This is a genomic window from Francisella persica ATCC VR-331 (assembly GCF_001653955.1).
Lineage (GTDB): Bacteria > Pseudomonadota > Gammaproteobacteria > Francisellales > Francisellaceae > Francisella > Francisella persica.
The window spans coordinates 1,339,812-1,364,135 of the sequence record NZ_CP013022.1 but is presented as its reverse complement, the minus strand read 5'-3'; the positions used below and the strand labels follow the sequence as shown (position 1 = coordinate 1,364,135).

Sequence of the window (24,324 nt, the reverse complement as noted above, 5' to 3'; positions counted from 1 at the left end):
GTATGGAAATTTTTAACTTAGATGGTACAGCTATTTATTATTAGCAACAATATTATATGGCACAATTTAGGCATAGAGCTTAGTTTAGTTAGCAAGTTTTTATGCTGTTAATTATGTTAATTAGCTTAAAAGGAGTAGCTGGCGTCACAGATAGTTGATTTATCATACTTACTAGTTACAACTTAGTGCCTTATGAGTTGTGCCTGTAACTTGGATTGTGATTATCTTAGATATTGATAGATTAAAACAAGAATTGAGAACTTAGTTTATAATTTAATAACTCTATCAAATTTATCTAAAAGCTTAGCATTATGAGTTATAAAAATAACCGTTTTACTGTGCATAAGTTCAATTAGATTTTCAAAAACTAATCTTTCAGTCTCTTTATCTAGTCCTTCTGTAGGTTCATCTAATATAAGTATAGGTTTATGTTGTAAGAATGCACGAGCTAAAGCTAAACACTTTTGTTGACCGCCTGATAGTTGTCTACCAAGCTCACCAGTCCATGTATTAAGCCCTTTTGGAAGTGATTCAACATACTTTCTCAGCTTAACTTTTTCTAAAGCTTTAATAAGTTGATCCTCAGAAGCATTATCTTTAGCAATAATTAGATTTTCCTTGATAGTCGTATTAAAAATATGTGGAGATTGGTTTATCACGGTCATTAGATTTCTAAGTTGATGCTCACTAAATTCTTTAATGTTTTTACTGCCAATAGTTATTTCACCACTATTGACATCCCAAAATCTAGCTAAAAGATTAATGATAGTAGATTTACCTTTTCCTGTGGGTGCAAAAATGGCAACCTTTTCATTCTGTTTGATTTCTAAACAAAAATCTTTAAGCACAGATTGCTCTGAGTTATATCCAAAATCAACTCTATTAAAATTAATATTATAGTTATCTAACTGTATATTGGAATTTACTGGATAATCAATATCTGCTTTAGCATCTGTGATGTTCAAAATCCGCTTTGAAGCAGAAAGTGTTTTACCAAGATATTGGTATGCTAATGGCAAAGGCATAATTGATTCAGACATTGCCATTATTGCAAGAAATATTAACGCTATAAATGCACCACTAATATAGCCATTTTGAGTTAGGTTAACTGCAAAGATTGTAACCATAACAACAGTTAAACCCAGTGCTAAAGTAATTAATGCACTACCAAAGCCACTAATAATACTAATTTTTTCTTCTTGCTTTAATAATTTAGAGTTTTGTTGTTTAATATTCTCAAAATGCTTACTTTCTAAATCAAAGATTTTTAGTTCAGTTAGAGAGTTTACATGTTCTGTAATGTTAGTTTTTAGTTCAGCACTAGTATGATTAAGATCTTGGGTTTTTTTTAGAGCCATAAAGCTACTAATTAAAGGTATAATAAAGCCTATTAATAGTAAAGATAATAGTGTTAATAAAGCCAACCTGAAACTAAAAAAACTAAACAGCAAAGCTATAGCTATACTAGCTAAGATAAATACAATTGTTGGAGAGATTATACGAATATATAGATTATCTAAAGCACCTATATCATTAACTAGGCGTGTAAGTAAATCACCACTTTTGTATTTGTATAAGTGAGATGGTACAAGAGGTTCAAGCTTTTTGTAGAACCAAACACGAATATCTGTAATTATTCTAAAAGTTGCTTCATGTGTTAGTATTCTTTCACCATATCTACTTAGAATTCTACCAAGAGAAAAAGATCGTACTCCAGCAGAAGGATAAAAATAATTAAATGAAGTAGCTATAGCATAAGTAGTTGTTGCTAAATATCCAGTATATGAGATAAACCAGCCAGATAATGACATTAGCCCAATTCCCATAAGTATCGCTGACCATGCAAGTAGAGTACCTAAAAGCATCCATTGAGTTTGATTTTTAAACAGTTTTATAAAAGGGATTAAATTTCTCATGCTGTTACCTCGTTTCTATAGAAATTATAGAATTCACTATTTTGATTACTAATTAATTCTTTAAATTCTCCTATTTCAATTATTTTTCCATCTGCTAAAACTACAATTCTATCCACACAATCTAAAAAGCTTAGTTTATGAGTTAACATGATAACAGTTTTATTGTCCCAGTTTGCTTTAAGTGATTCGATAATTTTTTCTTCGCTATTTTTATCAAGACTTGCTGTAGGCTCATCAAGGATAAGAACATCATGTGGCTTGAGATACGCTCGAGCTAGAGCTAATCTTTGTGCTTGACCACCTGATAAACCAATATTTTGTTCACCAATTTCTGTAGCTAAACCATTGTTTAAAGATTCAATAAACTCTTTAAGATCAGCATTTGTTATAGCTGCGGTAATTTCTTCATCACTAGCATCGTTGTTTGCTAATAGTAAATTACTTTTTATTGTTCCTTTGAATAGCGAGGAGTTTTGTCCTAACCAAGAGATGTTCATTAGCCAAGATTTTTCTTCGAGATCCTTTAGTTCGTTATTATTGTTAATTAGAATATTGCCATGATATTTTATAAAACCAAGTAGAGTGTTTATTAGAGTTGTTTTACCAGAGCCACTAGTGCCAACTATAGCTATTTTTTCTTTATCCTTGATTTCTAGAGAAATATTATCAAGAGCTATCTTTTCAGCATATTTAACAGTTAAATTTTTAATTTTGATATTATTGATTTTATCAGTAAATATTTTATCTCTAGCTTGATGAGAAGGTTGCATTTTAAATATCTTAGTAATTTCTAGAGCAGCGCCAACAGCTTCAGCTTTTGCATGATAATGTGTGCTAAGTTCACGCAATGGCATAAAAAATTCTGGAGCAAGTAGTAGTATAAATAAACCGCCCTGCAAAGTAATATTATCCAGTGACCACCAGATATTATTATCTACGCTTGTATTTATAAAGCCTATGCCAAGATATACTGCTACCAATGCAATAGAAGCTGCGGCAAAAAATTCTAAAATTGCTGATGATAAAAAAGCAATTTTAAGTACTTTCATAGTTCTAATTCTATAATTATCAGAAGCTAGAAAAATAGTTTGAATATGGCTTTTACTTTTATCAAAAAGCTTAAGTGTAGTTAGGCCTTTGAGCGTATCTAGAAAAGTTAGACTCATTCTAGCAAGTGCCTTGAAATGCTTTTGGCTCTCAGATTCAGCACCTAAACCAACTAGTACCATAAAAAGTGGAATAAGTGGCGCACATATCAATAGAAGTATTCCACAGACTATACTTTGTGGGAATATGAATACTAATATGGCTAAAGGCATTAATCCAGATAGAGTTACTTGAGGTAAAAATTTAGTCAAGAAACCTGTTAAGCCTTCAACTTGTTCCATCACACTTGTAATTATATTCGCATTAGAAGTTTTATTTAGCTCAATTGGACCAAGTTGATTTACATGAGCCAAAATATCTTCACGAATTTGTTTCTTAACTATTATAGCCGCTTTATAACTTACAATTTCTCTAATCCAACTAAGACTAGCTCTCATTAAGACTATAAGGATAATTAGAACAAAATAAATAATAAATTGGGTTTGTGTCGAATTTTGTAGATATGCATCATAGGATATATGAGCTAATAAATATAATTGTCCGATTAATAGCAAGCCACTTAAAAAAGCTACAAGTACAGTTAGCTTAACCAATCCTTTAGCAGGATAAGAGATTTGTTTCAGCCATTTTCTAGCTACTTTTTTATCTTCTTTTGAAGCTTCTGAAAGCATTTAGATATTTTTTAATTTTAGTATTGCCTAGATTATAGCATAATCAAACATAAACTTCTTAAAACTAGCTAAACTCAGTCCTAAAATATAGTAAATTTATAAGTTTTATGGTAATTTCTATATTATCCAAATAAAGCTTAAGGGGAAGTATGCAAAACAAATAATCTTTATTAATTAATCACAATAAGTTTATTGGTAGTGCCATTATTGTGTAGCGCAACATCTCAACCTACTACTATGGGTGTGCCATCATAGGTTGTTAATAGTGATGTGAATATAACACAGACTCAATCTCAGACTGCAAAAACATTGAATGGCATTGAGTCTGAAGGTGCTAAAGCAAATATAGAGAAATCTGATAAAGCTGTAAAACAAATCAAGAAATAATAGATATAAATGAAGCATCCCATGGTATGGTTGTTTAATATCTAGAATGGGCCTGAAGATAAAAAAAGTAAAAGGAGATTTATGAATGAAAAGATTAGCTTTAACATTAATTGCGACTATAGGTTTGTCTATATCGACAGTATTTGCTAATGAGGAATTAACTAATTTAATCACACAAAAAGATTCATACCAAATAGGTATGAAATTAAGTCAAAATGTCAAGCAGGTACAAACTAATATAAAAACGACATCTCAAGTTTCTAAAAAAATAGCTCAAACTTCAAAAGACATTGAGAAAGATGCTTCACAAGCTGCTAATACGGTATCCAATAAAGCCAAAGTTGCTCAAGCTGAGCTAACAAAGCAAACAGATCAAAGTGAATATGCATTAGAAAAAATAGCAAATAATACCCAAGATAAAGCACAGAGTTTTAAACAAGACTTTGATGATGATGGTGATGGTGATAACACATTCTAGCTAAGTAAAACATTATGGTGATAGCTATATGAAAAAATTCCTTAAAATAATCATAGAAAATATAAATATGCCTCTTGTGATTTTTCTGATGCTTGTAGGAACTTTACTTTTAGTAGCAAATATGAGGATCAAGCCTATAAAAGCTGCTAAAGAAACAGTTAATCAAGCTGTTAATAATGTTTCAAAAACTCTCAATAATGCTGCTAAAAGTAATAGCACTACAGTTTAGAAAATAACTTACCTAAAGATAAATATAGTTGGATTTATTTTTATTTGTGTAATTACTTTGTAAAGTAGATGAATATTCCAATATATCATTGATAAGCTTGAGGCAACTGCAAGACCATATACGCCCCAATAAAGCGTAAAAATTACTCCTAGCACTATATTAATAACTAGAGCGATATAGAAAGCAAAACATGTGTTTTTTTCATATCCTACCATATTAAGAATTGTAGCAACACAACCAGAGATAACATTTATTATTTGTCCAACCATTAATATGCAAAAGATAAAATACGATACGATATATTTTTTACCATACATTAAAGTAATTGGATAACCACAAATAATAAGCCATAGAATAGCAAATATTGAAAGTATAAATATAATTCTAGTATAAGAAGTTATTTTATTTTGAAACTCTTCTCTAGAGCAATTTTTATAATCATCGGCAATTTGTGATAATACATTTGAATTAACTGCATTTAATACAAAGCTAATTAAGGCACCAAGTTGTAGTGCAACACCGTAGAGAGCAATATTTGCTGGTGTTGATAATACTTTTAAGATTATAATGTCTATTTGCGATAGTAACAATAAGCCCCACTGCATTAGAGCAAATGATATGTTGCTACCAATCGGTTTTGAGCTAGCAAAAGTATATTTTGATGTTTGAATAAGCCATATAGATGTCGTATATATTGTCATGATAATCATCATCGTACCAATAAGAATGGCTGTATTTTTTATGTACAAAAACGCAAAAACTACGGTCAAAAAGAGCATAATAATTCTCAGACCAAGTTGAAGTAGGTTAGCAAGGATGACTACTCTTCTGGCAACAAAGAAAGATTGAAGTATATTCGCCATAAAAAATGGCACGGTGAATAGTAGTGCAAAGTTCTCTATCGAGTTATCATGACATCTGGAGTGATTATAAAAGATTATTATAGCAATTATTATAATTACTATAGTGAAACCTCTTTTGAAATACCAATTATGAACCAAAAAAGTTTCTTTGTTTCTTTGAAATTTATCGACTAAATCTGATTTACCCCAAGTGCGTGCTAAGATACCACCACCACCCATTGTCGCGATCACAGCTAAAATAGTTGCAGCTGTAACACCAAAAATATAAAAACCATAATCACTAATAGTTAGATGTCGAGCTAAAAGAATAGCAGTAATAAAGGCACATCCTTGACCTACTGCTTGTAACATCATAGTCTGTAAAGATTTAGATAAAATATGATTAGAAAATATTTTTTTTATCAATTTATGTTAGTATTTAATTGTGTCTAAAAAAATTTTAACAGTAAAGCATAGATAATATAAGAATAATTTATACTATATTACTTTGCTTTGGAGTTATTAAAAGTTTCTAATGCAAGAGCAAGAGATCCTTTTACACCAGTGTTATCACCAAATGATGCAGGAACTATAAATTTAGTCATATCTTTTAACGCAATGTAATCAAGGTATTTATTTAGGTATTTGGTAACATTTTTGCGAATCATATCAAATAAGATTGTCTTATGCATTACACCACCACCGAGAATAATCCTCTCAGGAGAGAATGAGCATATATAGTTAACTAATGCTGTTGCTAAATACTCTGCCTCAAACTGCCATGCGATATGATCATCTGGTAATATACTAGATGAGTTAACATTCCAGCGCCTATTAATTGCTGTACCAGATGCTAATCCCTCAACACAATTACCATGAAAGGGACAACAACCTTCAAAGTTATCTTGCAGGTTTTGTGGTATTAATAAATGACCAATTTCTGGATGCATTGCTCCTTGAATTAGCTGGTTATTACAAATAATCCCACCACCAACACCTGTACCAATGGTAAGGTAAATAAAATTGCTGATATCTTGAGCACAGCCCCATAGTTGTTCACAGATTGCTGCTGCATTTACATCTGTATTAAATCCAATTGGACATGAGTAGGTTGACTTCACAGCACTGACAATATCAAAATTTTGCCATGCTATTTTTGGAGTGTTTATGATATGACCATAAGTTTTCGAGCTGGGATTAATATCAATAGGTCCAAAGCATGCCAAGCCTATAGCTTTAATATCATATTTCTTTTGATAATCTTTTAGAACCTTAATAACCTCAGACATCGTTTCGTTTGGAGTGGTTGTGTCTGTACGATGACACTCTATCACATTACCGTTGGTATTACCAATAGTTGTAAAAAATTTGGTACCACCAGCTTCTATACCAGCTAAATACATAAATTACTCTTTTGTCAATAAAACTAGGTATAAAGATTTTAGCATTATTCGCTAATAATATTTACTACTCTTAATAATAAATAAAAATAACAAATTTAGCGATTTATTTAATAACTGAAATTCCGCCCATATAGTTGATAAGAGCATCAGGAACCATGATAGAACCATCCTCCTGCTGATAGTTTTCAATAACTGCCAAAAGTGTTCTACCAACTGCCAAACCAGAACCATTTAGAGTATGTACAAGCTCAGGCTTTTTCATGCTTGAATTTTTATGTCGAGCTTTCATACGGCGTGCTTGGAAGTCACCGCACCAACTACACGAAGATATTTCTCTGTAGGTATTTTGCGATGGTAGCCATACTTCTAAGTCATAAGTCTTTTTAGCACTAAAGCCTATATCACCAGTACATAACTTCATGACTCTATATGGTAGATTAAGTTTTTGTAAGACTTTTTCAGCATGTGATGTGAGTAACTCTAGAGACTTTTCACCTTTATCTGCGGTAGTTATATGTACTAATTCTACCTTTTCAAACTGATGCTGACGAATTATACCTTTAGTATCACGCCCATATGAGCCAGCTTCACTTCTAAAGCAAGGCGTATGCGCTGTATAGTATCTAGGTAAAGATTCTGTATCTAAAATTTCATCCCTTATTATATTAGTGATTGGGACCTCTGCTGTAGGTATTAAGCTATATTCAAAATCTCCTTCAAGCTTAAAAAGATCAGCAGCAAATTTTGGTAACTGTCCAGTACCGAATAAACTATCATTATTAACTAAATATGGCACATATAACTCTTCGTAACCATGTTTTTCTGTATGCATATCAAGCATAAATTGTGATAGGGAACGATGTAGTTTAGCGATCTTATTTTTCAGTACCATAAAGCGACTGCCAGTAATTTTAGCTGCGGATTTAAAATCAATCATATTAAGGATTTTACCAATATCAGCATGATCTTTTGCTTTAGCTTCTGGATGAAACTCACGTGGTGTTCCCCATCTTCTTATTTCTATATTATCATTCTCATATTTGCCAACTGGTACATCATCAGCAGGAAGATTTGGCATTGATAGTAGCGTTTGATTTATAGAGTCTTGTAGCTCTTTAAGCTCTTTTTCAATAACCTTTAGTTCTTCATTAATTTGATTAACTCTAGTAAAGATGTCACTAGTATCTTCACCTTTAGCTTTTCTTTGACCTATTTCTTTTGAAATAGTATTGCGTTGTGATTGTAGATCCTGAGTTCTTTCTTGTAGATATTTTCTTTTTTGATCTTGGGCTTCAAATTCAGCTATATCAAACTGATAACCTCTAGTTGCAAGCTTTTTGGCAACTTGTTGTAAATTATCTTTAATATATTTAGCATCAAGCATTTTATATAAAATCCTTATTTTCAAAGTTAAAAATAGTTCTGCCAGTCATTTCTTTAGGCTGGACTATGCCCATGACGTTAAGTATAGTTGGCGCAATATCAGAGAGTTTACCATTTTCTAGAGCGACTTGAGCTTTTTTATGCCCAACATATACAAAAGGTACAAGGTTTGTAGTATGAGCTGTATGAGGTTTTTGTGTTTCTGGATTAACCATCATATCAGCATTACCATGATCTGCTGTGATAAACATACTACCATCATGTTCAAGTATAGCATCTTTTAATCTAGCAAGACACTTATCAAGATACTCAATTGCTTGTATAGCAGCTTCGTAATTCCCTGTATGACCAACCATATCCGAGTTAGCATAGTTACATATTATACAGTCATATTTACCACTGTTAATAGCAGCAATTAACTTATCAGTAACTTCTGGAGCTGACATTTCTGGCTGTAAATCATAAGTAGCCACCTTTGGTGATGGAATAAGTATTCTATCTTCCCATGCGAATTGTTCTTCTCTACCACCATTAAAAAAGAATGTTACATGTGGATATTTTTCAGTTTCAGCTATTCTTAGTTGAGTCTTATGATTTTTCATTAACACTTCACCTAGAGTATTTACAGGGTACTCAGGTGGAAATGCTACAGCACATTTAAGTTTAGAGTCATACTCTGTAAGTGTAGTGAAGTTTATATTTAAATGTTTTTTCCTTAGAAAATTATCAAAGCTTTCATCAGTAAAAGCATGCGAAATTTCTCTGGCTCTATCTGCTCTAAAGTTCATAAAAATAACACTATCATTATCTTTAACTTTTACAAGATATCCACCTTTTTTGATACAAGTAGGTATTACAAACTCATCAGATTGGTCGCGAGCATATGACTGTTCTAGTGCTTCTAGTGCTGAGTCGTAGATGAACTCAGCATTAGCATTAACAATAGCATTATAAGCTTTCTCTACTCTATCCCATCGATTATCTCTATCCATTGCATAATATCTACCACAAACACTAGCAATATACCCTATGTTTAGATCTTGTAATAATTTATCTGCTTTTTTAATTGATTTTTCTGCGGAGCGTGGTGGAGTATCTCTACCATCTAAAAATGCATGTAAATATACTCTTTTGATGCCTTTTTGTTTGGCGATTTTTATCATCTCAAAAATATGCTCTTCATGCGAGTGAACACCACCTGGTGAGAGTAGTCCGATTAGGTGTAGGTTTGAGTCATTTTTGATGACATTGTCAATAGCTGTACATATAGCTTTATTACCACCAAAAGTTTTTTCTTCTATAGATTTATCAATTTTTGTTAACTCTTGATAGACTACTCTACCACAACCTATATTTACATGACCAACCTCAGAGTTGCCCATTTGACCTCTAGGTAAGCCTACTTCTAAACTAGAAGCATTAATAAGTGTTTTAGGAAATTCTTTCCAAATACTATCCCAAGTCGGAGTGTTTGCGTTTTTGATAGCATTAAAGTAGTCACTATCACTATATCCCCAGCCATCTAGTATTACTAAAAGAATAGTTTTTTTCATAATTATCCTCAAAAACTTTTAACCTTTGAAATTATTTTTTTAATATGCAAGCATAATTATAGCTTTATATTTAGAGTTTGTCTGCTTTGATACAGGATTTTTCAGTGTTTTTAGGTTTATTATATCTTACTATTTACTAATTATAGCTTTCATCTGATTATATTATTTATTAATAATATTTTTTTTCTGAAAAAGAATAAGAATAAGTTATCTGTACTTGATAAAACAAATACTCTAAATGCATTGATTAATACTTTTGCTGAAGAGCTAAGAAGTAAGGGTTTTGAGGGCGATATTAATTCTGACTATGCTTCAAGAATATCTTTTTCTATGGGTAATAGTGTATATTTAGTCGTTCCCGAGCTGGTTGTATTTCCATATGGTAAAGATGATGTAAATATAATTTTTGCTTTAGCAAGTATCAAGAATACTACGAAGTTAAATTCTTTACTCGTGGTGGTGGAATATGTATAGTATTCATTATGTGCTGTGGTAATTGTTGATACGAGCCATTATATGAATTAATCTCCTGGAGATAGATTTTGAAAATGAGTTTGTTAAAGTTGAGCCTGGAGTTGTTTTGGGTCAGCTTAATGATAGTTTAGCTGATTTTAAATACTTTTTTGCACCTAATCCTTTCTCCGAGTAATCGAGCAACTTTAGGTGGTATGGTTAATACTGATGCTTGTGGTAAAAGTTCGAGAATTTATGGTCGTAATAGTGAGCATGTCTTAGAGATTGAATGTACTTTAGTAAATGGTCAGAAACTTACGACAAAAAAATTAGCTTAAAAGATATTAATGAAGATAGTTTCAGTGATGTTGAGAAAAATATTTATTCTACAGTTATTGAGCAAATAATTAATAAATACGAACTAATACAACAAAAAAGTTAAATAGCTGTCTAACAGGATATAATTTAGCTAAAAAATATGATAATAATGATAAGACCATCAATTTAGTTATTTAGTTTAAGGTTCTAAAGGAACTCTTGCTTTTGTCACAGAACTAAAGCTAAAACTAACTAAAAAACCACAATACAAAGCGCTATTTGTAATCTCATACGGTATTTAATTTAGTATTACAGGAAGCGAGAGAATTACTATCTTTTCCTTCGGCTATTGAGATGATTAATAATATTGTTGAAATTGCTAAAGGTGATAAGATTTATCATAAGATAAAATATATGCTTGAGAATAATGGTTCAATCAATCTAGCAGCTATAAACTTTGTCGAATTTATTGCAGGTATTTAGCATGGTCTTGATAACAGAACATTACTTTTAGAGAAGTAATTATTAAAGAAGCTAACAACCTTTCACCTTACAGAAAGCCAAGAAGATATGTATAATTTATGGAAATTACGTAAAAAAATGGTTGGCCTACTAGGTACGATGAAATGTAAGTGTAATCCACTTTTATAGAGAATGCAACTGTTGCTCCAGAAATACTTGCTGAATATATAAAATAACTAACAGTGTTATTATACTCCTATAATATCAAATATGGAATGTTTGGCCAAGTAGATGTGGGTTGTTTACGTGTACGACCTGAGCTTTCATGATGATTCATAAAAAGTTAAGCAAATAACCAAAAAAGTTAGTGAACTAGTCAAGAAGTATGGTGGTCTTCTTTGTGGTGAACATGGCCATGTCTATAGAAGTGAATATCTCAAAGATTTCTTTGGTGATGAGCTATATCTTTATGGCAAATTTTAAAAGCTTTTGGTCCATACAATGAAATTTTAGAGGCTATGCTGATGAACAATTTTCCAAGTCAATGCGTCACGTCATTATCTGGAGCATATAATTGTAACGGTAATTCACAATGCTTAAACTATAATCTAGATACGGACATATGCCCATCTGCTAAGTCTAGTAGGAACTGGTTATACTGGAAGATCAGTGGTGTTACGTGAGTGGCTAAATCAACTTTCTGCAGCATGGTACTCAACAGTTGATGAAGTTATTAATACAGGTTTTGATAAACCAGAGGATTTTCTAGATGATTTTTATCATCAAGTTTATGACTCGATAAATGTCTTGGCTGTAAGGCATGTATCGTAGGTTGTCCTATAAAGGTTATATTCCGATAATGAAATCTCAGTTTTTATATCATTATCATTCCAAGTATAAAAGACTAGGATTAGACTATTTTGTCAAATATAGTGAAGCTGTACTAAGAATTAGTCTATACATGCCAAAAATATTTAATGATATTTTTAATATTCAGTTCTTCAGAGCTGGTTTAGCTAATACAGCAGGATTTGCAGATACCAGACTTATTAGCTCATTAAATTTAAGAGCACAGCTAAAACAAAGAGCTGCTCCTGAGTTTAATTTAGAAGAAATGGAAAAATTATCAATATAGTAGAATAAAAAAACAGTTTGTATTGTTTGTCCAAGATATTTTTACATCGTTGCATGACACACATATTGTTTTGACACTGTATGATTTCTTAACTGCTTTAAGCTTTAGAGCTTACTTTGCACCATTTAAGCTAAATGGTAAACTAGAGTATATTAAAGGGTTTTAAAATATTTTTTAAAAAACAAGCTTTAAAAGCTGCAAAAATAACCAAATGCTGTAACAAAAATAGAAATGATCGGCGTTGATCCAGCGATAACTTTAGTTTATCGAGATGAGTATCAAAAAAAATTGTGGAGATCAAATAAGATTCAAAGTCAAATTAATTCAAGAATGGTTGGTTACAAAATTAGATACTTTACAATAACAAAGTATATGCTTTAAGGAGTTTAGTCTTTTAAATCATTGTAATGAAAAATCTTTATCAGCTATTTCTATAGTACAGTGGCAAAAGATTTTCAAACATTTTGGTGTCAAAACATATAAATATGTCAAAATATATATAATTTAAGCCCTATAGAAATTTTAGAATTAAATAGAAAAAAACAACAAAAATGGTTGACACTGAGATTAGGATAAGTATAATTATCAACACTCACACGGGTTGTTAGCTCAGTTGGTAGAGCAGTTGGCTTTTAACCAATTGGTCACAGGTTCGAGTCCTGTACAACCCACCACACTTATTTCTCATACCGTTTCATGCAATATCACAAAGCTAATAGTAATAATATTTTGAGATAAGTTCATTGTGTCAAACAGTATCATTTATACTTATTAATCCTTGATAATATAGTACATTGTGGCGTACATTATAAAGAGTACGTACCTATTTCAATGTACACTCATGGCTAAGGTAATTAAGCAATTCATAGAAAAATCCAAAGAAATAAAATAATTAAAATCATAAAAAAGATATAGTGTTGATAATTGCACTAATCTATGATTTATTACTAGACCTAGCAGTATATATTCATCTATATAGACTTAAGTTAATGGTAGGTTTGATATTTTACTATTTAAGTATCAAGTTATTGAAGCTATAGAGTTAGCAATATTTCAGTAATATAATTAAACCTATTAGTTAGCTATTTGATTACTTTTTCATGGAAATTTTTACAGAGAGAATATATATGCTAGTAACTCTTTAGTATAGTTATCTAATCTTATAAGTTTTCATTTATATTAGTTAAGATAATTGGACAGTCAAGATTAAGGTGTTCTGACATTATCTGGCGGCATGCATGCAGCATATGTGGATATTGCTTTTTCTGTATTAGCAATCACAGCTATTTTGACGATATTATTCTTACGATAACCTTGACTGTAAGCATAAAATATAATATTTTCCTCTGCACAAACAGATAAGCTAGGATCGAAGTTTCTATATTTGCACTACTTAATTATTATTACCATCTTTCATAAGTAATGTAGCACCAAATTTAAGGCCAGAAAACGGTACGTATGTTATTAAAAAGCTTCTTTTGCATATTCAATTAGTTGCTAATCTTGTTTTTGTGTTATTTTTAACTTTTTAGTTTAGATAAGTTATAACTTTTATTTTATATTCTTTTGTCTAAACGAAAAAACTATTTTCAATAGAATGTTTGAATTATGATATTGCTCATACCCTCATCATATTTACTTATTATTGATATATTCAGAAGTAGGTTCTTTTTTGCTAGTACTATGCACAGGCAGCTTGCTTCTAGACCAAAAGTAGCACATGCGGTAAATAATACTGATAATTCCATTTTTTAAATTAAACACATTTAGCTTACGCCTCATCTAAATAGTTTATGAAAGGTCTTATAATTGTAGCCACTATAATTATCTTTTCTATCTTGTCCAGGGTAAAAGTATCAGATGAGCTAGTTATGCCACAGTGGATTTTTTTATTAAGTGCCTGAGCTGAGCGATATAGAGAAATATTAAGCTTAAAGCTTGTAACCGCAAGTTATTCAAGCGGAGCGTAATGATGAGGAATGATATTATTTTCCATATAATCTACTGATGACGTACTTAAAATTAAGTCACCAATTTCAATATTCTCTTGGATTGCCTATAATTTTCTGATGATGGTGAATTTTTTAACTCTAATCATCATAGTTCTTCTATACATATTGCTACGAATGTCCTACCCATACCTGTAATAATATTTTGATTAGTAACTTTTGCTAATTATGATGTATATCCTTTGTTAGGTTCTAAGAAAATAATATCATCAAAAATCTTTGCCAAGTATTCTTATCTTTTAGGACCTATAGGTAATATAGCTATTTGAGCAGTATTTATATTACCCATAGTTTTTTAAAATAAATATTATTGGTTGTTTATCAATAACTATACTATTTTAAAATATAAATATCCCGAGTATTTTTTATAATTACGGCAAAAAATAATAACTCCTAAGCAATAGATACAGAAGGCTTTAGTAGATATTGAGCTAATGTTCGTAGATCATGCTCACTGTGAAATGAAAGCCTCATCTTCAGCAATAACATATATTTACAGATATCCATATAAGTATGATTTGGTTAATAGGATGTCAAAAAAACAAACACGTATCACCTACTTCAAAATATTTTATAGATGCTTTGATAATCGGATCTTATATTATGCGTGTTCTTGTGAAAGAAAAATTGCGCCATTTTTAGGTGATGAGTTGCAAAAGTTTTATAATAGTCCTATTAGAATCTGAAAAAGACATTTTACAATATATATTCACTTTGCCGAAAAGTATTCATCAGTAGATATTGGTAATCATATAGACAGAATAGGAGAGGTAGAAAAAAAGAACTTATTATTATCAGCTGATAATGAATTTCGTTTTCATAGTGGTGCTTGGAACTTTTAAATATTTTATTGGCTATGATGTTATAGTATATATGCTGTATATTATTAGATAATCGGTAACTTCCACTTATAAATTATTGACATAACCCTTACTGTTAAACCAATTCCTATTATTAGTATCGCGCTTATGTATAAATTTATATCTAAATATATAAAAATAATATTCATTGCACCAACTATTGCTGCGACAGATGCATATAATTCCGCTTTAAATGCAACAGGGATATCGTTACATATCATATCACGCATTACCCCACCAGCAACTCCATTAAGGATAGCTATAATAATACCAACAATAAGAACACTAAGGAACTGCATATGAAAAACTTGCGTGCAAATTTGATGAGCTATACTACTACCAATATATGCAAAAGCAATTAAACCAATTGAGTCAAGAATCAAAAATATTTTATAAAACTTATTAATATATTTTTGGGTAAAAATAGCTATAATTGAGAAAAATAGGCATATCGCGATATAGTGCGGATGAAGTATAATAGTTACTGGTAGATTACCTAATAAAACATCTCTAACAACACCACCACCTAAAGATGTTGTAAGGGCAATTGCAACAACTCCAAAGGCATCCATATTTCTACGAGATGATGATATAACACCAGTCATACTCTCGGCAATTATACCTAAGAGGAACATAACTGAAAAAATAAAAGGTCCAGCGATACCAACGTGATACATATTTATTTCCGACAAGCAAAGTTGACTATATTTTAGAGATTATTTTTAGAATTTAAACGATTTTTGATATTAATTTTGCTGAAATATTTGTAGTGTTTTTCTCTTTCAAAATATCAAATCCTTCAAGGCTATATTCGGCTGTTTTTTCAGTCTCAATATATATTAATGTTTGGTTATGGATATGTGGATTTCCTAATACTGATTTTAGTGCTAGTGGAACAATATTTTTATTAAAAGGTGGGTCTAAAAAGATGATTAAGCGTGAATTTATGGTATTGAGATTAGCAAGAGCTTTGATGCTATCTGTTTTATATATCTCAAAATTTTCTATAGCGAGAGTTTTAAGATTTTCTTTAATTTGTAGTAGTGCTTTAAAATTAAGTTCGTAAAATATTGCTTTAGTAGAACCACGCGAGATGCTTTCTATTCCTAAACTTCCACTACCAGCAAAAGCATCAATACAAATACTATCATGTATAAATGGGTTTAACCAATTAAAGATCGTTTCTTTGAGTTGATCTGATGTTGGCCGTAAACCATTAACATTTGGGAACTTTAACCTATGATTTTTATATTTACCAGAAATTACACGGATAGAATTTGTTTTCATTTATTAGATATCTCCGACCATTATTGTTATAACTTTATTGGTTTGGATTGCTAAGAAAGCTTGATGTATCTCTTCAGCTGTGACATTACTGATATTATCAACATAGCTGTCAAAGAAATCTAAAGGTAGATTCTTGTTTGCTATAGATGAGAGCATATTTAGTTTAGAACTATTTTTGACACAGCTAAGTAAATGAGTGCCTTCTATGTGTTTTTTAGAGTTTACTAACGTTTGTTTATCTATAGTGGTGCTGGTAAAGTTATTGTAAACATCACTTATGGTTGTTAAAGCCAGAGAAGGATTACTAGTTTGTGCAGATATTACAAAGCTACCATAATCTGGATTAATGTTTGCCTTACTAGAAATATTATAAACTAAACCAAGCTCTTCACGGACTTTATTAAAAAGTAAAGAGTTAAGACCACCTCCACCAAGTATCTCATTACCAAGCTTTAATGGGAAATACAATGGATCTTCAATATCTATAAGTAGTTGATGTCCTACTAAAATTGCTGTTTGTTTACTTGAGAAACTTTTCTTTATGGTTAATGAGTCATTTGTTTTTTGAGAAAATTTTTGGGTATTTTGTTGGCCTTTTTCCAAAAAGTTTACTAGATGCTTAGAGATACTTTCTGCTTGATTCTGATTTATTGCACCGACAAGGCAAATATTTACATTATTAGCACAAATATATCTATTAAAGAATTCTTCGATATCTTTAGTATGTATATTACTAATAGTTTCTTTATAACCAATAGTAGGATAACTATAGGGGTTGTTGCTAAAGAGATTTTTTGAGAATTCTAACGATGCTAAGTAATTAGGTTGTTGGTTTAAATAATCAATATGTGTTAGCGTTTGGATTATTTCTCTTTCTAAAATATTAGAGTCAAAACTTGGTATTGTAAAAATTTCTTCTAATATCTTAAGAGTATTGTCAATAATGCTACTATCGTTAAGAAGACGTATTTTGATATTAAAAAATTCCTTAGTAGTTTTAGAGTGAATTGATATTCCGTTATCAGTAATTTTATTTATCAGCTTTTGCTCACTTGAATTTTGTGTCTTTGTTGCAAACATACCTACGGCTAGATTAGCCAAACCATTTAACTTACCATCAAAAGCTGATCCAGCTCTGAAATTAAGTTGAATATCTAATATTGGTAAGTTGTGAGATTCTTGAAAATATATGGCTGTATTATCAATATTAAATTTATCGATCATCGTTTTTAATCCCTTAGTAAATGTAGAGATGCAAGATTTTGTTTATCAAAATATTTATAAAGTACATGATTAACGTCACTAACTGTTACATCATAAAGTCTCTCAAGGTATTTATGGTAGTCAACATCAAGGTTGATACTAGCTAAAGAACCTATTAGATGTGCTTGGGTTTCTAGAGAATCCATCGCAAATACTTTATCGGCTTTAATGGTTACTTTTGCTCGATTTAGCTGCTCTGTAGTAATACCTTTATTTATAAGGTTAGTTATAATATTTTGTATTTTGTCTTGAATGCTATCTAGATCTTTACCGTTATTCGCTATAGCTGTAATTGTAAAAACTTCTTCACCTTTTATAAATGGTGAATACTCACTATCAATATGACAGCATAAATTTTCTTCTCTTACTAGTTGTTGTTGCAATATTGATGCATCAGCATTACCAAGAATATTATTAAGAACTAGCAGAGCAAATGGATCATTATCTTGATAATCTGTCGTTAAAGAGGGTGTAATATATCCTAGTATTATTGCAGCAGTATCATTTGGTGATTTTTTTACTTTTAAGTGTCTACAACCAATATTAACTAAGCTAGACTCTTTTTTAGTGGCTACTAGTTGAGATTTTGGGATACTAGCAAAATAATCCTTAGCCATTGATAATGCAGAAGCTGTATCAATATCTCCAATTAAAACAATACTTGAGTTATTTGGAGCATAATTTTGTTGATACCATTTTTTGAGATTATCAAGAGTATAGTTTTCAATATCCTCACGCCAGCCTATAACAGGAGTATGGCGCGAGTTTTTTTGATACGCAAGCTGCATAAATTGTTCAAAAGCATAACTAAAAACTTTATTATCTACACGCAAGTTTCTTTCTTCTAAAACGACTTTTCTTTCAAGAATAAACTCATTCTCATCAAACAATAAATTAGTCATTCGTGATGATTCTATAGATAAGCTTAATTCGAGATTTTTCTTATACCAAAATTGGTAGTATGCAGTGTAGTCAAAGCTTGTAAATGCGTTTTGAATGCCACCATTATTTTCAACTATACTATTTAAGTCATCTTTTGAATATTTATCAGTACCTTTAAACATCATATGCTCAAGCATGTGGGATATGCCGGTAAGTTTTTCAGGCTCATGTGTTGAGCCGACTTTGTACCATATTTGTGCTAAAACTACAGGTGCTCGTATATCTTTTTTTATATAGATATCTAAATTATTATTTAGGGAATACTTTTCTATACTCATATTAATTTTTATGTTTCTTTTGATTTTATAAACGAATATATTAACAATATTAGCGCTATAACAGTTGGTCCTGCAGCGCCAAGTATTGGTGGTAAGTGTAAAATTAGTGCAATTGGACCAAATATTTGGTTTATGATAAAAAATGTAAAACCAAAAAACGCTCCAAGTAAAAGCTTAAGTATCAGCGTTGATGACCTTGTTGAACCAATACTAAGAGGTACTGCAAGTAGAATTAGTATCATCAAAGCTAATGGCTGAAAAATTTCTTGCCAAAACTTTAAAGATATAGAATCTTTTGCTTGGCTATCTGAAAGCATATAGCTAGTAAGTTGGGAGAAGTTTAGATAATCATTATCGTTTATGGTAATGACTTTAGCTACTGAAATAGGTATTGGGTTTGACCATACAGCATTAGTAATTGTCGTAACTATATCAATGTGTTTTTGACCATTTCTAGAAGGAAAGATGATTTTTTTTATATTAAAAACATTAGCTGAAGTATCATTAACATAAGTTGCATTTTTTGCATAACGAATTTCTCTAATTTTATTATCTTGTAAGATAAATTTTCTAATCCCATAAGCTTTACCCTCAGTAGGCTCTATATTGGAAATATTCATAAAACCGTTAGGGGTTTTCAGCCATAGGTCATGAGTATTATGTGTAACCATATTAGTATCTGCTTGGCGCTGTAAAATTGGAGCTATGTAACCACCAAAAACCATAGTTGTCACAGAGCCAATTATGCCAACTAAAACTACACCTTTAGCAATTTGAGCTGTAGAATGACCAAAGGATCTAAGTACAATTATCTCCGAATTATTTGCAAGTAGACTTAAACCCATAAGAGCACCAACCATAGCACATGCAGGTAGTAGCGTATATAATATTCCGGGAAGTTGGAATAGTGTGTTTATGATAAGCTCAAAATTACTAGCATTACCATTATTGTTACTTACTTGTGCTAAGTATGTAAAGATAAAAAATAAAATACAGAAAATTATAGTAACTACTAGAAAGCTACTAAATACAGTCTTAAAAATATAGCGATCAATGCGATTTAGTAACATTATTTTTCCTTCTTAGAAGATCCATTATATTTTTTAATAGTTCTAATAGCAAAAATTGTAAAAAAGATGTGAGGCAGCCAAAAGCCTATCCATATTGGTATATTACCATTTACCATAAGAGTATTAATAAACATATTTGCACATAAGTATATAGCCAATACAACTACTGCTGGCAGAAGTCTAGCATATTTATTTTGTCTTGGTCTTAATCTACAAAGAGCAAGTGCTAATAGAGAAGATACTATCACTGATATTGAGTTATTAACACGCCCAAAAAATTCTGCCTTACATGCAGTACCGTTATCCTTATCATAAAAATTTTCTATAAGTGTGTGCATGTATAATCTATCTACTCGATCATGATTGTAATCACGATCAGAATTATCAAATATAGTATATATTGCTTTTTTAGCATTATCATAACTATATTCAGAATTTTTCGAGTTTTTAGTGTAAATATTTACATTTGTAAAATCTATGTAAGCAGCGGCTTTATCTAATACAATTTTTGCTGTTGGTGCAGTCATAACTTTATATTCACCATCTTGTGGAGTATCCTGATATAAAAAAACATTAGATAAGATATTTCCTGATTTATTACCTATATAAATAACTTTCCCATCAGGAGTTTTAATTATTTTCTTATCAGTTATCGATGATAAAAGAGCTTTGGCAGATAGCGAAGCTTGATAGATATCTAGAGTTTGTTTTGAAAGCGGGTTTATATACATCACGGTTAGTAATGTTATCATGGTTAATGCAAATACTGGCTTTAGAGTAAATTTAACAATTTGCATCCATGTAATACCACCAGCAAGTGTCACAAACATTTCATTATTAGCAAAGTATTTACCAAAACAAACGACAATAGCTAAAAATATCGCAATAGGAGCAACCAAACTTACGTTTTCCGGAATTGTCAATATAACAAAACTTATTATTGACTCAATTCCTAATCCTTGCGAGTAGGCTTGTTGAAAAAGTCTAATTAGTAGATTTGCAGATACAATAGATATTATAAATAACGTGATCGATGTAAAAGTGTTAACTATATCTTTGTTGTAATATTTTTCAAGAATCAAGGTATGCCACTATTATATTTACAATAATTACGCTAGTAGTAATTCTATATTTTTTATCGGTAAAAGTCAGTAGATAACATTGCTAGCTTTTAAATTTAATGCGTTAAAATGCATTTTTTGTTATTCTATTTAAAGAAATCATTAATTAAATAGATATAATGGAGCTTTAATGAAAATATTTGTAAATAACCAATCGACATTAGCTGCTGAGCTAATGATAGTTGCCCAAGAAAACCTACAAAAGCTAGTTGAGCAGACAAAGTGCCCAAATTCAAAAGCATTGCTTGGTAGAAATATTTTTAAAGCTAAATCTGGCGAAGTTTTGCCTTTATTGCATAGTGATAAAGTAGTGATTCTCTTAGGTTTAGGCTTAAAACAGGATTTTATTGCTTCAGAGTATGATAAAATTTTTGCTAAAGCAGCAGAACAACTCAAAAAGCTAGCTATTAAAGAAATTTCCGTAAATATTGATTATGTTTTTGAAAATGGAAATGCTAAGCAGTTTACTTTAGATACAGTTAGAGCTTTAATATCTGAGACTTATGTTTTTGATCAATTAAAATCTGAGAAAGAAAACTATTCGTTAGAACAAATTGAACTAGTTTATTCTGGTGATCAGGATATAGAAGACTCAGCAAAAATTGGTTCAGCTATTGCTTGTGGTCAAAACTACGCAAAAGATTTGCAAAATCTTCCAGCAAATATATGTACTACTGATTATATGCTAAATGAAGCAAGAGAGCTAACATCGAAGTATGCGACATTTAGTCTTGATTATCTAGATCAAGATGCCATGGCAGAGTTAGGCATGGGATGTGCTTTAGCTGTGGGTCGTGGTTCTGATATGTCTAATTATACCGTGTGTATGGAGTATAATGGTAGTAATGAAGAAGATGCTCCTATAGTTTTGGTTGGTAAAGGCTTGGTTTTTGATAATGGTGGTATTTGTATTAAACCAGCAGCAGGTATGGACTTAATGAAAATGGATATGGGTGGTGCCGCAGCTGTTATGGGAACTATGAAAGCTCTAGCAATGCTAAATTTACCAATAAATGTTGTTGGAGTTATGGGGCTTGCTGAAAATGCTGTTGATGCGAGAGCTTATCGACCTGGTGATGTGCTTAAGAGTATGAAGGGTATCACTGTGGAGGTTAGTAATACAGATGCTGAAGGTAGGCTAGTTTTGTGTGATACACTTACATATATTGGTAAATATAAGCCAAAGGCAGTTATTGATTTAGCAACATTAACCGGTGCTATGATTATCTCTTTAGGAGATGCTTTCTCTGGGATGTTTGCTAATAGTGATAAGTTAGCCAATAGTCTTGAGCAAGCAGCTAATGCTTCTAACGATTTAGTTTGGAGATTACCTTTACATAAACCTTATCTTAAAAAAATAGAAAGTAAAGTTGCTGATATCGATAATTGTGGTCGTGATAGATCTGCAAGCTCTATAGTTGCTGCTTTATTTTTATCAAAATTTACTGAAGGTTATGAATGGGCGCACCTTGATATTGCTGGCTCTGCAATGGGAGATTTTGCAAGCTGTAAAGCCTCTGGTAGACCAGTTTCATTATTAGTTCATTATCTGATATCTCAAGCAAAGTAATAAAATATTAATATTTATTTCTAGCATATTTTTTCTTATATGATAAAATGGTTCTGTAATTAAATTCATACTCTTTAGGTTTTAGTTACGGAGATCAAAAATGTTAAGAATTACTCAGCAGGCAATTACTTTTGATGATGTATTGCTTTCACCTAGGTATTCAAATGTGCTTCCTCATCAAGTAGATTTGAAGACAAATATAACTAGAGACATTCAGTTAAATATTCCTTTAGTATCTGCAGCTATGGATACTGTTACTGAGTCGCGCCTTGCTATTGCAATAGCTCAAGAGGGTGGTATTGGTATAATTCATAAGAATATGTCTATTCAAGCGCAGGCACAAGAAGTTAAGAAGGTAAAAAGATTTGAAAATGGAATGGTGATTGATCCAGTTACCATTAAACAAGTAAGCTCAATTAAAAAGATTATGCAATTGGCTAAAGAGCATAACTTTTCTGGTTTTCCTGTTGTCGATGATAATAATAAAATTGTAGGTATTGTCACAAGGCGTGATTTTAGATTTGCAAAAGATTTAGATGAACCTGTTAGCTCTATTATGACACCTAGAGAAAAACTTGTAACAGTTTCTGAAGATGCTTCTCAAGGAACAATCAAGAAGAAACTTCATGAGCATAAAATTGAGAAGTTACTTGTGGTAAATGAGCAAGGTGAGTTAGTTGGTCTTATTACAACAAAAGATATTGAAAGATCACAAAATAAACCAAATGCTTGTAAGGATTCATTTGGTCGTTTGAGAGTTGGTGCTGCTGTAGGAACTGCTACTAATACTAAAGAGCGTGTTACAGCATTAGCGGCAGAAGGAGTCGATATTATCGTGGTAGATACAGCTCATGGACATTCACAAGGTGTACTTAATACAGTTAAGTGGGTCAAAGATAATTATCCACATATTCAGGTTATTGGCGGTAATATTGCTACAGCAGAAGCAGCTAAAGATCTTGTCAAAGCTGGTGCTGATGCTGTTAAAGTTGGTATTGGTCCTGGTTCAATCTGTACTACAAGAATTGTTGCAGGTGTTGGTGTACCACAAATTACTGCGATAGCTAATGTTGTAGATGGATTGAAAGGAACAGAAGTACCTGTGATAGCAGATGGTGGTATTAGATACTCCGGAGATATCGCAAAAGCTATAGTTGCTGGTGCATCTGTAGTTATGATTGGTGGACTTTTTGCAGGTACTGAAGAATCGCCAGGAGAAGTTGAGCTTTTCCAAGGTCGCTCTTATAAGTCATATCGTGGTATGGGTTCTCTTGGTGCAATGGAGAAGGGTTCATCTGATAGATATTTCCAAAGTAAAACTGAGGAGAAAAAATTTGTTCCAGAGGGTGTTGAAGGTAGAGTACCATACAAAGGCTTATTATCTGCAGTAATTCATCAGCTAATAGGTGGTTTAAAATCTAGCATGGGGTATACTGGTTCAAAAGATATCCAAACAATGCGAACAGAGCCAACATTTGTGCAAATTACAGGTGCTGGGTTTAACGAATCTCATGTACATGATGTCACAATTACAAAAGAACCACCTAATTATCAGTCTTAAAACATCTTAATTATTATTCTAATAAG

General features: G+C 31.3%; 17 protein-coding genes, 1 tRNA gene and 4 pseudogenes. 8 read left to right on the top strand and 14 right to left on the bottom strand.

The features are described 5' to 3' along the window. Positions 1–266: 266 nt before the first annotated feature. Together cydC and cydD are read right to left on the bottom strand one after the other, a co-directional pair. Positions 267–1,916, bottom strand: a complete 1,650-nt coding sequence (gene cydC, locus FSC845_RS05980; protein WP_064461130.1) for a heme ABC transporter ATP-binding protein/permease CydC — start codon at positions 1,914–1,916, stop codon at positions 267–269. Then, on the bottom strand, positions 1,913–3,694 hold the full coding sequence (gene cydD, locus FSC845_RS05975) for a heme ABC transporter permease/ATP-binding protein CydD (RefSeq protein WP_064461129.1): 1,782 nt from the start codon (positions 3,692–3,694) through the stop codon (positions 1,913–1,915). Before cydD ends, cydC begins: the two co-directional genes overlap by 4 nt. A gap of 472 nt (positions 3,695–4,166) precedes the next feature. Here cydD and FSC845_RS05970 point away from each other — a divergent pair, with 472 nt between their 5' ends. Both FSC845_RS05970 and FSC845_RS05965 read left to right on the top strand, forming a co-directional pair. Beyond that, positions 4,167–4,559 carry a hypothetical protein gene (locus FSC845_RS05970; protein ID WP_064461128.1) on the top strand — a complete coding sequence of 131 codons (393 nt, stop codon included), beginning with the start codon at positions 4,167–4,169 and terminating at the stop codon, positions 4,557–4,559. 28 nt (positions 4,560–4,587) lie between these two features. Continuing rightward, positions 4,588–4,788 (top strand): hypothetical protein, encoded by a 201-nt coding sequence (locus FSC845_RS05965; protein WP_064461127.1) that lies wholly within the window; start codon positions 4,588–4,590, stop codon positions 4,786–4,788. Positions 4,789–4,796: 8 nt separating this feature from the next. Here the strand turns inward: FSC845_RS05965 and FSC845_RS05960 are convergent, their stop codons facing one another. The 4 genes from FSC845_RS05960 to gpmI form a co-directional block, all read right to left on the bottom strand. Then, positions 4,797–6,056: a lipopolysaccharide biosynthesis protein gene (locus FSC845_RS05960; RefSeq protein WP_064461126.1), complete on the bottom strand. Its 1,260-nt coding sequence runs from the start codon at positions 6,054–6,056 to the stop codon at positions 4,797–4,799. A 77-nt stretch (positions 6,057–6,133) separates the two neighbouring features. Beyond that, the gene (locus FSC845_RS05955) at positions 6,134–7,033 is read right to left on the bottom strand and encodes an ROK family protein (RefSeq protein WP_064461125.1); all 900 of its coding nucleotides are present in this window, start codon (positions 7,031–7,033) and stop codon (positions 6,134–6,136) included. A gap of 103 nt (positions 7,034–7,136) precedes the next feature. After that, positions 7,137–8,417, bottom strand: coding sequence for a serine--tRNA ligase (serS, locus tag FSC845_RS05950; protein WP_064461124.1), 1,281 nt, complete (start codon positions 8,415–8,417; stop codon positions 7,137–7,139). A 1-nt stretch (position 8,418) separates the two neighbouring features. Next, a complete protein-coding gene (gpmI, locus tag FSC845_RS05945) occupies positions 8,419–9,969 on the bottom strand; it encodes a 2,3-bisphosphoglycerate-independent phosphoglycerate mutase (protein ID WP_064461123.1) in 1,551 nt (516 codons plus the stop codon). A 186-nt stretch (positions 9,970–10,155) separates the two neighbouring features. On the opposite strand from gpmI, the pseudogene FSC845_RS05940 reads away from it, so the two are divergent. Together FSC845_RS05940 and FSC845_RS05935 are read left to right on the top strand one after the other, a co-directional pair. Continuing rightward, a pseudogene (locus tag FSC845_RS05940) lies at positions 10,156–12,913 on the top strand (FAD-binding protein). A gap of 22 nt (positions 12,914–12,935) precedes the next feature. Further along, positions 12,936–13,011 (top strand) — tRNA-Lys (locus FSC845_RS05935). Positions 13,012–13,447: 436 nt separating this feature from the next. Here FSC845_RS05935 and FSC845_RS09090 read toward each other — a convergent pair. Together FSC845_RS09090 and FSC845_RS09775 are read right to left on the bottom strand one after the other, a co-directional pair. Continuing rightward, positions 13,448–13,828 (bottom strand): annotated as a pseudogene (locus tag FSC845_RS09090) (cytidine deaminase family protein). A 79-nt stretch (positions 13,829–13,907) separates the two neighbouring features. Continuing rightward, positions 13,908–14,626 (bottom strand): annotated as a pseudogene (locus FSC845_RS09775) (phosphorylase family protein); the annotation flags it as partial. 124 nt (positions 14,627–14,750) lie between these two features. Between FSC845_RS09775 and miaE the strand changes: the two are divergent. Both miaE and FSC845_RS09080 read left to right on the top strand, forming a co-directional pair. Beyond that, positions 14,751–15,032, top strand: a complete 282-nt coding sequence (gene miaE, locus FSC845_RS09085) for a tRNA isopentenyl-2-thiomethyl-A-37 hydroxylase MiaE (RefSeq protein ID WP_409360053.1) — start codon at positions 14,751–14,753, stop codon at positions 15,030–15,032. 15 nt (positions 15,033–15,047) lie between these two features. After that, a complete protein-coding gene (locus tag FSC845_RS09080) occupies positions 15,048–15,188 on the top strand; it encodes a tRNA isopentenyl-2-thiomethyl-A-37 hydroxylase MiaE (RefSeq protein ID WP_227806689.1) in 141 nt (46 codons plus the stop codon). Positions 15,189–15,232: 44 nt separating this feature from the next. Here the strand turns inward: FSC845_RS09080 and FSC845_RS05930 are convergent, their stop codons facing one another. The 6 genes and pseudogenes from FSC845_RS05930 to lptF form a co-directional block, all read right to left on the bottom strand. After that, positions 15,233–15,883 carry a trimeric intracellular cation channel family protein gene (locus FSC845_RS05930; RefSeq protein ID WP_064461122.1) on the bottom strand — a complete coding sequence of 217 codons (651 nt, stop codon included), beginning with the start codon at positions 15,881–15,883 and terminating at the stop codon, positions 15,233–15,235. Positions 15,884–15,915: 32 nt separating this feature from the next. Further along, positions 15,916–16,493: pseudogene (gene rsmD, locus FSC845_RS05925) on the bottom strand (16S rRNA (guanine(966)-N(2))-methyltransferase RsmD). Between the two features lie 3 nt (positions 16,494–16,496). Continuing rightward, a complete protein-coding gene (locus FSC845_RS05920; protein ID WP_064461121.1) occupies positions 16,497–17,717 on the bottom strand; it encodes a M16 family metallopeptidase in 1,221 nt (406 codons plus the stop codon). 5 nt (positions 17,718–17,722) lie between these two features. After that, positions 17,723–18,976, bottom strand: coding sequence for a M16 family metallopeptidase (locus FSC845_RS05915; protein ID WP_064461120.1), 1,254 nt, complete (start codon positions 18,974–18,976; stop codon positions 17,723–17,725). Positions 18,977–18,984: 8 nt separating this feature from the next. Beyond that, complete coding sequence (gene lptG, locus FSC845_RS05910) at positions 18,985–20,046, bottom strand: LPS export ABC transporter permease LptG (RefSeq protein ID WP_064461119.1); 1,062 nt, start codon at positions 20,044–20,046, stop codon at positions 18,985–18,987. Beyond that, positions 20,046–21,128, bottom strand: a complete 1,083-nt coding sequence (gene lptF, locus FSC845_RS05905) for an LPS export ABC transporter permease LptF (RefSeq protein WP_064461118.1) — start codon at positions 21,126–21,128, stop codon at positions 20,046–20,048. Before lptF ends, lptG begins: the two co-directional genes overlap by 1 nt. A gap of 169 nt (positions 21,129–21,297) precedes the next feature. On the opposite strand from lptF, the gene FSC845_RS05900 reads away from it, so the two are divergent. Beyond that, complete coding sequence (locus FSC845_RS05900; RefSeq protein ID WP_064461117.1) at positions 21,298–22,737, top strand: leucyl aminopeptidase; 1,440 nt, start codon at positions 21,298–21,300, stop codon at positions 22,735–22,737. Positions 22,738–22,837: 100 nt separating this feature from the next. Beyond that, on the top strand, positions 22,838–24,298 hold the full coding sequence (gene guaB, locus FSC845_RS05895) for an IMP dehydrogenase (protein WP_064461116.1): 1,461 nt from the start codon (positions 22,838–22,840) through the stop codon (positions 24,296–24,298). Positions 24,299–24,324 lie beyond the last annotated feature (26 nt).

Bases quoted from the DNA above. Each gene is read 5' to 3' on its own strand.
- cydC (WP_064461130.1), bottom strand. From the start codon at position 1,916: ATGAGAAATTTAATCCCTTTTATAAAACTGTTTAAAAATCAAACTCAA.
- cydD (WP_064461129.1), bottom strand. From the start codon at position 3,694: ATGCTTTCAGAAGCTTCAAAAGAAGATAAAAAAGTAGCTAGAAAATGG.
- FSC845_RS05970 (WP_064461128.1), top strand. From the start codon at position 4,167: ATGAAAAGATTAGCTTTAACATTAATTGCGACTATAGGTTTGTCTATA.
- FSC845_RS05965 (WP_064461127.1), top strand. From the start codon at position 4,588: ATGAAAAAATTCCTTAAAATAATCATAGAAAATATAAATATGCCTCTT.
- FSC845_RS05955 (WP_064461125.1), bottom strand. From the start codon at position 7,033: ATGTATTTAGCTGGTATAGAAGCTGGTGGTACCAAATTTTTTACAACT.
- serS (WP_064461124.1), bottom strand. From the start codon at position 8,417: ATGCTTGATGCTAAATATATTAAAGATAATTTACAACAAGTTGCCAAA.
- gpmI (WP_064461123.1), bottom strand. From the start codon at position 9,969: ATGAAAAAAACTATTCTTTTAGTAATACTAGATGGCTGGGGATATAGT.
- FSC845_RS05930 (WP_064461122.1), bottom strand. From the start codon at position 15,883: ATGTATCACGTTGGTATCGCTGGACCTTTTATTTTTTCAGTTATGTTC.
- FSC845_RS05920 (WP_064461121.1), bottom strand. From the start codon at position 17,717: ATGATCGATAAATTTAATATTGATAATACAGCCATATATTTTCAAGAA.
- FSC845_RS05915 (WP_064461120.1), bottom strand. From the start codon at position 18,976: ATGAGTATAGAAAAGTATTCCCTAAATAATAATTTAGATATCTATATA.
- lptG (WP_064461119.1), bottom strand. From the start codon at position 20,046: ATGTTACTAAATCGCATTGATCGCTATATTTTTAAGACTGTATTTAGT.
- FSC845_RS05900 (WP_064461117.1), top strand. From the start codon at position 21,298: ATGAAAATATTTGTAAATAACCAATCGACATTAGCTGCTGAGCTAATG.
- guaB (WP_064461116.1), top strand. From the start codon at position 22,838: ATGTTAAGAATTACTCAGCAGGCAATTACTTTTGATGATGTATTGCTT.